The organism is Streptomyces capoamus (assembly GCF_014654935.1).
GTDB lineage: Bacteria > Actinomycetota > Actinomycetes > Streptomycetales > Streptomycetaceae > Streptomyces > Streptomyces capoamus.
This window is the reverse complement of the sequence record NZ_BNBF01000015.1, coordinates 46903-56130: the sequence shown is the minus strand read 5'-3', so window position 1 is coordinate 56130 and position 9228 is coordinate 46903. Positions and strand designations below refer to the sequence as shown.

9 protein-coding genes and 1 pseudogene are annotated in these 9228 nt (G+C 73.1%); 5 read left to right on the top strand and 5 right to left on the bottom strand.

From position 1 onward, the window contains the following. The 4 genes and pseudogenes from IE312_RS22900 to IE312_RS22885 all read right to left on the bottom strand — a co-directional run. Positions 1 to 470 (bottom strand): annotated as a pseudogene (locus IE312_RS22900) (Rne/Rng family ribonuclease); the annotation flags it as partial. 262 nt (positions 471 to 732) lie between these two features. Next, positions 733 to 1509 (bottom strand): TIGR03936 family radical SAM-associated protein, encoded by a 777-nt coding sequence (locus IE312_RS22895; RefSeq protein ID WP_189984227.1) that lies wholly within the window; start codon positions 1507 to 1509, stop codon positions 733 to 735. 48 nt (positions 1510 to 1557) lie between these two features. Beyond that, entirely contained in the window at positions 1558 to 2688 is a 1131-nt protein-coding gene (locus tag IE312_RS22890; protein WP_189984226.1) for a hypothetical protein, read from the bottom strand. Between the two features lie 76 nt (positions 2689 to 2764). Next, positions 2765 to 3379, bottom strand: a complete 615-nt coding sequence (locus tag IE312_RS22885) for a hypothetical protein (protein WP_189984225.1) — start codon at positions 3377 to 3379, stop codon at positions 2765 to 2767. Between the two features lie 208 nt (positions 3380 to 3587). Here IE312_RS22885 and IE312_RS22880 point away from each other — a divergent pair, with 208 nt between their 5' ends. Beyond that, positions 3588 to 4853, top strand: a complete 1266-nt coding sequence (locus tag IE312_RS22880; protein ID WP_189984224.1) for an alpha/beta hydrolase family protein — start codon at positions 3588 to 3590, stop codon at positions 4851 to 4853. 169 nt (positions 4854 to 5022) lie between these two features. Next, positions 5023 to 5664, top strand: a complete 642-nt coding sequence (locus IE312_RS22875; RefSeq protein ID WP_229900306.1) for a hypothetical protein — start codon at positions 5023 to 5025, stop codon at positions 5662 to 5664. Positions 5665 to 5681: 17 nt separating this feature from the next. Here IE312_RS22875 and IE312_RS22870 read toward each other — a convergent pair whose 3' ends face one another. Continuing rightward, positions 5682 to 6071: a cupin domain-containing protein gene (locus IE312_RS22870; protein ID WP_189984222.1), complete on the bottom strand. Its 390-nt coding sequence runs from the start codon at positions 6069 to 6071 to the stop codon at positions 5682 to 5684. Between the two features lie 475 nt (positions 6072 to 6546). Here IE312_RS22870 and IE312_RS22865 point away from each other — a divergent pair, with 475 nt between their 5' ends. From IE312_RS22865 to IE312_RS22855, 3 genes are all read left to right on the top strand, one after another. Further along, on the top strand, positions 6547 to 6738 hold the full coding sequence (locus tag IE312_RS22865; RefSeq protein ID WP_189984221.1) for a hypothetical protein: 192 nt from the start codon (positions 6547 to 6549) through the stop codon (positions 6736 to 6738). Between the two features lie 83 nt (positions 6739 to 6821). Continuing rightward, entirely contained in the window at positions 6822 to 7487 is a 666-nt protein-coding gene (locus IE312_RS22860; RefSeq protein WP_189984335.1) for an ABC transporter ATP-binding protein, read from the top strand. Further along, on the top strand, positions 7484 to 9228 hold a 1745-nt coding region (locus IE312_RS22855; RefSeq protein ID WP_229900305.1), incomplete at its 3' end, for an ABC transporter permease. The genes IE312_RS22860 and IE312_RS22855, both read left to right, overlap by 4 nt.

Sequence of the window (9228 nt, the reverse complement as noted above, 5' to 3'; positions counted from 1 at the left end):
ACACTGCGCGTGGCACGGCGCCGGGTACGACGCGGCGCGGCCTCCTCACCGGTGACGACCGCGCCGGCCTCGGCCACGACGGCCTCCTCCGGCTCGCCGGACACAACCGGCACAACGGTCTCGGCAGCCTCGGCCGCCTCCGGTGCACCGGCCGGCGCCGACGCACGACGGGCGGCACGACGACGCGGACGCGCCGGAGCGGCCTCCTCGGCGGCGGGCGCCGGAGCGGTGGCCTCCTCGGTACCGGCGGCCTCTTCGGTGCCCTGGGTCTCCAGGTCCTCGGTCACGTCGGCGACCTCGTCGACGTCGGCGGCCGGTACGGCCGGCACGGTGACCTCGGCGGGTGCCCCGGCGGCCGCGGTGGGCGGGCCCGCCGGGCGAGAGGCGGCACGGCGACGCCTGCGCGGCGGCAGGGTGTCGCTGGGGGTGTTGAGTTCGGAACCCTCGGTGGGTTCGGTCGGCTCGAGCATGCGGGCGTTTCTCCCGTCAGGCTCCCGGGCGCCGCACCTGGTCCGGCACCGGTCCCTGGGGACCGTCCACCGTTGACGTCCGCGGCCCGCGCGAAGCGCGATGACCGCCGTCCGGGGCGCGGGCGCCGCACGGGAGCACTCTGTGTCCTGTCTCGCCGGTTCCGTACGCCTTGTCGGTACGGCCTGGCGAAAGTCTTCTGGTCGGTGCGCTGCCCGACCCAGGTGGCTCCCGAGTACGAGGGCGGCGCTACGACGTCCGTCCCTACGCGGGACCTTCCGGCATCGGCGCCGTCGCGGCGGCGGCCGACTGGGCCGTCAGGGCCCCGGCAGCCTCGCGGTCGGGCGCGAGCGGGTCGGTCACCGTGCCGGTCCCTGCATCGAACAGCCCCTGCGCCAGCCTGGTCACCGCTGCGGGGACCGGCGGCGCCAGGTCGGCCACGGCGCGGAGACCGGACAGGACGTCGTCGGGTCGTACGGCAGGCGTCACGTGCCGAACAACCAGCCGCAGTATCGCACAGGGCTGGTCCGTCGGCCTATCAGCCGGCGCACCGTGCGTTTCCAGGCTCACCACGGCAGGGCGGGCGTCGAAGGTGCGGACGCCGTTCTTGGTCATGCGCTGCACCTCGACGGCGTCGGCCACGGTGAAGGCCTCGGCGGCGCGCCGGGCCTCGGCCGGGTCGACACCGTCGAGCCGCAGCTCCCACACGGAGGCCGTCAGCCGGTCCGCGAGGCCCGGGGTCCGCGCCTCGACCGCCTCGATGACGTCGAGCCCGGCGGGCAGCGACTCGTCGAGGAGGACGCGCAGGGTCTCCGGGTCGCGCGGTGCGGTGAGCGCGATCTCCAGGTACTCCGCCTCGCTGCCCGTGCCGGTGGGTGCGGCATTGGCGTACGACACCTTCGGGTGCGGCGTGAACCCGGCCGAGTACGCCATGGGCACCTCGGCGCGGCGCAGCGCCCGCTCGAAGGCGCGCTGGAAGTCTCGGTGGCTGGTGAACCTCAGGCGGCCGCGCTTGGTGTAGCGCAGTCGGATGCGCTGCACCGCGGGTGCGGGCGGCGGGCCTTCGGGCTGTCGCTTGCCCAGTGTCGTTCAGTCCTTCGTGAGAGCGGTCGTACTCCTACCAAGAGTACGTGTGTCGCGGCCCAGGGGTTCCCGCCGGTCCCCCGCCACCGGCTGCCGCGGCTCGCCGAACAGCATGCGCCGCACGTCGGCGCGGGCCTGCCGCACCGTGTCGCGGGCCGCGGCCAGCGCCTCGCGCGCGACCCGGCCCACCGCGCGCGCACCGGCGGCGACGGGCCGCAGCACGGCATACCGCACGACGTGCCCGACCGGGGTCAGGACGCTGCGGTACACCCAGCGCACCGGCTCCACGAAGATCCACCGGAAGAGGGTCCCCAGTGCCCGCCCCACGGCCCGGGAGATCCGCCCGGCGACCCGCCAGGCGTGTCCGAGGGCGTCGCCGACCTCGCGCGCGACGAGCGCGAGGAACCGGCCGACGGGCGCCAGCACCCAGCGCCACAGCGCGAGCGCGGGCAGCACGAGCAGGACGCGGGCCGTCCAGTACAGGACGAGGCCGACGCCGCCGGCCAGCATGCCCAGCAGCCGGCCCAGCCCCCTTGCGCACCAGGCGACGGCCCGGCCGACGGGCGCGAGGAGCCAGGTGTGGAGCCCGCGCGCGGGCACCACCAGGAGGTACCGCAGCAGCCAGGCGACGGCGGTGTACACGCCGAGCCCCAGGGCGGCGAGCCCCGCGCCGATGCCCTTCAGCAGCCAGGTCAGCGCATGCCCGGCCGGTGTGAGCAGGCGCGCGTACACCCACCCGAACCCGGCGCCCAGCCCGCGTGCCAGCCGGCCGAGGACATGCCCGGCGGGGGTGAGGACGTACCGGTACAGCCACCCGGCCGGTACGAGGACGAGGACGGTGCCGAGCCCTCCGAGCGCCCGGGCGACGGGGACCAGGACGTACCGCCACAGGCCCACCAAAGGCCAGACGAACACGGCCCTGCCGGCCCACAGCAGGGCCCGCCCGAGCGGCCGGAGCACGGTGTCCCGCAGGAACCGGCCGGCGGCGACGAGCGCGTCCCAGACGATCCGCACCGGCACGACCAGCACCAGGACGACGATCCGCACCGGGAGGCGGAGGGCGACGACGAGGCATCCCTCGGGCTGGGTCGGCGCGGGCTGGGTCGGCGCCGGTGGTGGCGGCTTCTGGAGGTCCATACCGTGCTAGACGCCCGGGCCGCCCGCGCGGATCCGGCCATGCCCGAAACGTGTCCTGACGTGCCGCGTACCCGTCTCACGCGGGCGCCCGCGCCGCGCGTGCCTTGTACGACTCGGGGTACCACTCCGTGAACCTCACGGCCGCGACCAACAGGGCGACGGGGACGACCCAGTTGAACCAGTCGTCCTGGGCGGGGTGGCGCACGGCCAGCCAGGTGGAGACCGTCATCAGCGCGAAGGCCAGCCCCCACACGGCCGTCAGCACCCGGTTGATGCGCAGGAAGACGGGCGAGTCCCACACCTCGCGGCGGGTCTGCTCACGGGCGTACTGCGCGGTGAACGGGTCGGCGAACAGCGATCCGAGCGCCACGACGGCCACCAGACCGTTGGAGATGACCTGCGCGTACGTCTCGACCCACACGAGCTGCCCGCGGCCGAGGGCCAGCGCGAGGACGCAGAGCACGGCGAAGAAGACGATGCCGGTCATGTCGAGGACGCGGAGCCTGCCGCGCACCATGTCCTTCCCCGACAGCGCGATCGAGGCGATCAGTGCGGCCAGCGCCGCGTACTCCCAGGTGCTGGGGCCGGCGACCACCCCGAAGATGATCCATGGTGCGAACGAGAGGAAGACGCCGCCGGTGCGGACGGACTTCTTCGGGGATGCCGCCTTCGTCGCCGTCTGCCGAGCCATGGCAGCTCCTCCCTTCGGACCACACGCCCCGCTCCCCTCCATCGTGGCGCCGGGGGGCGGGGTGCCGCCTGTCGTGCGGGGTGGCCCTGGGGCCTCGTGCGGGGTGGCCGCGGGGCCGGTGGACGTGCGGGCCGGGAGGAAGCCCCCTAGCGTGAACGTGCGGTGCGGACGGTCGAGGGGGCCGGGTAGGACGCGTCCGGGAGCTGCCATGACCCTCCGTTTCCACACGAACGACCAGTTCGACTACGAGATCCGGCTCGCCCTGGGCTCGGCCTGGCGGCAGGGCGCCGACGCGGGCGAGGTGCTGGCCACCGCCTCCGCCGTGGCGGACGGGGACGGCGAGGCCTGGTGCGCGGCCTGGGCCGGGCTGGCCCGCAAGGTCGGGGAGCAGGCCGGGCGCGCCGCGGCCCAGGGGCGGACGGTGAGCGCGCGGGACGGCTGGCTGCGGGCCGCCGGATACTTCGGCACCGCGCTGGTGGGCGTGGACGCGGCCGCCGATCCCGGACCACGGCTGGCCGAGCTGTTCCCCGAGCACCGCGCGTGCCTCGACCGCTTCCTCGGGGCATGGGACCCGCCCGCCGAGCCGGTGGCGATCCCGTACGAGGACACGTCCCTGCCCGGCTACCTGGTCGGCCCGCCGGACGCACCCGGCCCGCTGCCCACGCTGATCGTCAACAACGGCAGCGACGGCCCGGTGAGCTCCGCCTGGACGCTGCTCGGCGCCCCGGCGGTGGCCCGCGGGTACCGCGCCCTGCTCTTCGACGGCCCGGGCCAGCAGTCGATGCTGTTCGAACGGGGGGTGACGTTCCGGCCCGACTGGGAGAACGTGATCACCCCGGTGGTCGACTTCCTCCTCGCCCGCCCCGACGTCGACCCCCGGCGGCTCGCCCTGGCCGGCGTCAGCCAGGCCGGGTACTGGGTCCCGCGGGCCCTCGCCTTCGAGCACCGGATCGCCGCCGCGGTCGCCGACCCGGGAGTGGTCCGGGTGGTGGACAGCTGGTGGCCCCGCCTCGGCCCCGACCTGCGCGCCCTGTGGGAGTCGGGGGACCGCGCCGCCTTCGACGCCCAGGTGACGGAGGGCCTGCGCCGGGAGCCGGCCATCTCCGCGCTGTGGCGCTGGCGCGCCAAGCCCTACGGCATCGGCTCACCGTTCGACCTGCTGACGGAGGTCTCCCGGTACGACGTCACGCCCGTCGCCGGCCGGATCACCACACCGCTGCTGGTCACCGACCCGGACGGCGAACACTTCTGGCCGGGCGCCGCACGGGAGCTGTACGACCTCCTGCCCGGCCCGAAGCAGCTGGTGCGCTTCACCGAGGAGGAGGGCGCCCATCTGCACTGCGAGCCGATGGGCCGCGCCCTGTTCGAACAGCGGGTCTTCGACTGGCTGGACGACCGCCTGGACCGGGCGGACGGCCGGCGGACGGGCGGCCGGGCCGCCGGAGAGCTGCGGGCTCCTCCCGGACCGCGGTGAGTTTCCCCGGCCACCGCCGGCATGAAACCGGGCTGCGGGGAAAGAGACGAGGGTGCCGTGGGATGTCACGGTGACGACCGGAAGGCAAGGCGGTATGGCGCGTACGCGTGCGGACGCCAGGACCAGGCACCCCCGGCATGAGCGGAGGGGGGAGGCCAGGCTGCCGGCCGTGGTGGCCACGCTCGCCGCGATCGCCCTGTACCTGTTCCTGCCGCAACGGCTGCTGATCGCTCCCCGTTACGTGCTGCCCGCCCTGGAATGCCTGCTGCTCGTCCCGCTCGTCGCGATCAACCCGAAGCGTCTGACCCGGCAGACGAGAGCCTTCCGGGTGCTGTCGTTGACGCTCGTGGCCGTCATCGCGGTCAGCAACCTCGCGGCGCTGACCATCCTGGTCCACGAGCTGGTGTACGCGGGCGTCAAGGACGGCCGCTCGCTGCTGGTGGCGGCGCTGCAGGTCTGGCTCACCAACATCATCGTCTTCGGCCTGGCCTACTGGGAGCTGGACCGGGGCGGCCCGGTCAGCCGCACCCAGCTGCCCCGCTCCGCTCTGCCCCTGGCGGACTTCCGGTTCTCCCAGGACGAGAACGACGACGCGGTCCAGGAAGTCGCCGACGGCGCCAGCGGCGCCTCCGACTGGGTCCCCACCCTGGTCGACTACCTGTACGTGTCCGTCACCAACTCCACGGCCTTCAGCCCGACCGACACCATGCCCCTGTCGACCCGCGCCAAGGCCCTGATGGCCGTCCAGAGCGTCTCCGCCCTCATGACCTCGCTGCTCGTCATCGCGCGAGCCGTGAGCATCCTGCACTGACCGCACACCGCGACCAGTCAGGCCCGCGGTCCGGCCCCGCCCTCGGCGGCCACCGCGTAACCGGGCACGGACGGCCAGCGGACCGTCAGTACGACCGACTCCTCCTCGGCGAACCACGAGTGATCGACCCCGCGCCCCCACACGACATAGTCACCCTGTTCCTCCAGGAGGACGCTGCGGCCGGGCAGTTCCACCCGGAAGCGTCCGCTGATGAGCACGAGGAGGGCCGTACGTTCCTCACCCCGCACCCACTCCGCCCGTGCGTCGGCACGGGGATGGACACTCCACTTGATCTCCACGGCCTCACTGTGCCGCGGATCACCGGCATCCTTGAAGTGCCCGAGCAGCCAACCCCGGTCCGCCACCGCGTCCTTGCCCGCATAACCCACGTACACCCTGTCGTCCACGGGACCGAACGCTAGCCGCCCGGCGGAGCCTTTGGTGCCGGTGCGGATGACGCGGCTCACGGGGGCGGAGGGGGACTGGCCGACTCGCCGCATGGCGATCCGTGCCCCGGCCGAGGGCTGGGCCGACCTCGAGTCCCTCGGACACGGATGCTCAGATTTCGCTCAACAGCGGGCAACAGGGAGACAAAGTCTCACCGGCAATACTGCGCCAAAGACGGTCACACCCTGCATATATGCGCTGCCCTTGTCGATCACAGTTACTAGCATCTCCCCGCTCCTGATCTGACCGTCAGGGGCCACGGGGGCAGGTACCGCGTTTGCCGCCTCTTGGCACAAGATCCCCACGCTGACGACCGGCGGCGCCAAGTTCTACGACGGCCAGTACAAGTTCTGGCCGGCCGGCCAGCACCACGGTGCCTTCGAGTGGAAGGGCAAGCTCCAGGACACCGACAGCGGTGACGGGCACAACGTGTACATGCAGGTGAAGGTCGAGGGCTACGACTGGAGCCGGTACAACGGCAAGCAGAAGAAGACGGTTCCGCTCGACTACTACAACTGGGACGGCGCCGAGCGCTACACCGTCAACGCCTACATACGCGTCTGCCGGGACAAGGGCTCGCTCCACCCCGACAACTGCTCGGTGACCAAGCACTACAAGCGGCCGTAGCCGGCAGGCCGGTTCGCTTCGGGCCCAGGTGTCACGCCTGGGCCCCCAGCCCTTTCCTGGGGGAAACCATCACTACCTCACCCATCCTCTCCGCCGTCGGAGTAGACCTCTCCTACGGCAGCCAGCCGGCCGTACGCGACGCCCATCTCCACGTCGCGCCCGGCGAGGTGGCGGCCATCACTGGGCAGAGCGGCTCGGGCAAGTCCTCGCTGTTGTACTGCCTGGCTGGTGTGCTGCCCCCCACGCGGGGACAGGTGCGCTTTGAAGGGCGCGTACTCGGTGGCCTCTCCGACGAGGAGATGAGCGCGCTGCGCCGGGAGCGGTTCGGCTTCGTCTTCCAGTACGGGGAACTGCTGCCCGAACTGACCGTCGAGGAGAATGCCGCGCTGCCGCTGCGCCTGAGCGGGCAGGGCAAGAAGTCCGCTCTTGCGGCGGCCGGCCGGGTGCTGGAGCGGCTCGGTCTGGCGGACCTGCGCGAGCGGCGGCCTTCGCAGGTGTCGGGCGGCCAGAGTCAGCGCGTCGCGGTGGCCCGCGCCCTGGTACACCGTCCGGCGGTCGTCTTCGCCGACGAGCCCACCGGCTCGCTGGACAGCGCAAACGCCGCCGCCGTGCTGCAGGAGTTCCTCAGCCTGGCCCGCTCCCAGGGCACGGCCGTGGTCCTGGTGACGCATGATCCGGCCGTCGCCGCGCGGGCCGACAGCCACTACACCATGGCCGACGGAGTTCTCTCCCCGCGGGGTGACGCGTGAGGGAGTTCCTGCTCGGCCTACGCCTGCTGTTCGGCTCCGGGCGCGGCAGCCGCATCCGCTTCTTCCTCATGGCGGCGGGCGGTTCCCTCGGTGTGTGCTGCCTCGCCCTGGTGCTGACGATCCCGGCCATCCTGGACGCGCACGACGCCCGGGCCGCGGCCCGGGAACCGCAGACGACGTCGGCGGCCAAGGCGCGCACGGGTTCGGCGCTCGTCCTGGAGCGCAGGGATCCGCACGGCTCCAAGCCGCTCACCCGGGTGTTCGTCGCCCGCGGAACCAAGGCCACGCAACAACCGCCGCCCGGCCTGGACGCACTCCCCGGACCCGGCGAACTGTACCTGTCCCCGCGCCTGCACGAACTGCTGCGTGCGGAGCCCGCCCTCAAGGATCTGCTGCCCGGTCGGGAGAAGGGCCGCATCGGCCCTGCGGGTCTCGCTGACCCGGACGAGCTGTACGCCTATGTGGGGACGTCCCGGAAGGAGATCGCCGGTGACGCGGACACCGGGGCGCTGCAGTCCTTCGGCTACCCCTACGCCCCCACTCCCGTCGTCGAGCCGTCCACCCTCACCAACCTCCGCTTCGCCCTCGCCACCCTGGTCCTGCTTCCCCTGGCCGTCTTCCTGTCGGTGTGCGCCCGGCTCTCCGCCGCCAGCCGCACCCGCCGCCTGGCCGCGCTGCGCCTGCTGGGTCTCAGCACCAAGGGCACGCAGCGCGTCAACGCCGCCGAGACCGTGGCCGCGGCGCTGCTGGGCGCCCTCCTCGGGCTCGGCGAATACGGGATTCTCAACCAGGTGATGTCCCGCTCCGGCCTGCCCGCGTTGCGCTGGTACCCGGCCGACGGCGCCCTGTCCTGGACCACCGTCGCCGTCTGCCTTCTCGGCTGCCCGGCGCTCGCCTGGTTCGTCGGCCGAGCGAGCGCGCGCACCGCGGCCGCCAATCCCCTGGCGGTACGGCGCACGGCCGTGCCCAAGCCCCCCACGAAGTGGGGCGGCCTCCTGCTGGTCACGGGCCTTGGCATCGTCACGGGCTTCTGCGCGACCGGCCTCACCGACCACCCAGCCACGAGTGACGGCCTCTTCGCGGTGCTCGTCGTGGGCGGGGTCCTGCTGACCGGCTCGGGGCTGGTACTGACTCTGCCGTGGCTGTCGTACCTCCTGGCCCGCAAGGTGGCCGGCACCACCCGGTCCCTGGCGCTGAACCTGGCCATGCGCCGCAACGAGGTCGAGCCCGGCAGCACCATGCGGGTCGTCACCGGCCTGGTCCTGCTGGTGTACGCGGCGTCCCTCGCGCAGGGTGTGCTGATCGAGTTCGAGCAGGTGAGCAAGCCGAACAATCCCGTCCAGGACTACTCCATGCCACTTTCGGCGCTCTCCGACCAGCAGCAGAGGCAGCTCACCGAGGTGCCGGGTGTCCGCGCCCACGCAAGGACGATGGTCTCCTGGAGCAAGCCCGGGCCCTCCGGCATCCCGCCCCAGGCCACGGCGCTGGTCGCCACCTGCGCCGACCTGACGCGGCTGGTGCGGCGAGTCGAAGGCTGCACGGACGGCCGGGTCATGCGGCTGGTCAACCCCAACAGTGCCACCGACCCGGACATCCACCCCGGCGCGTCCTTCCCCTTTCTGCTGCGGTCCGGGCGGCATCCGGTCTCGGTGACCTTGACCATCCCGTCCGCGAGGATCGTCATGCGCCCGTACGACCCGTCCGCGGTCGGCGACGCGTCCGTGATCGTCCCGCCGTCCGC

Bases quoted from the DNA above. Each gene is read 5' to 3' on its own strand.
- IE312_RS22885 (WP_189984225.1), bottom strand. From the start codon at position 3,379: ATGGCTCGGCAGACGGCGACGAAGGCGGCATCCCCGAAGAAGTCCGTC.
- IE312_RS22880 (WP_189984224.1), top strand. From the start codon at position 3,588: ATGACCCTCCGTTTCCACACGAACGACCAGTTCGACTACGAGATCCGG.
- IE312_RS22890 (WP_189984226.1), bottom strand. From the start codon at position 2,688: ATGGACCTCCAGAAGCCGCCACCACCGGCGCCGACCCAGCCCGCGCCG.
- IE312_RS22865 (WP_189984221.1), top strand. From the start codon at position 6,547: ATGCAGGTGAAGGTCGAGGGCTACGACTGGAGCCGGTACAACGGCAAG.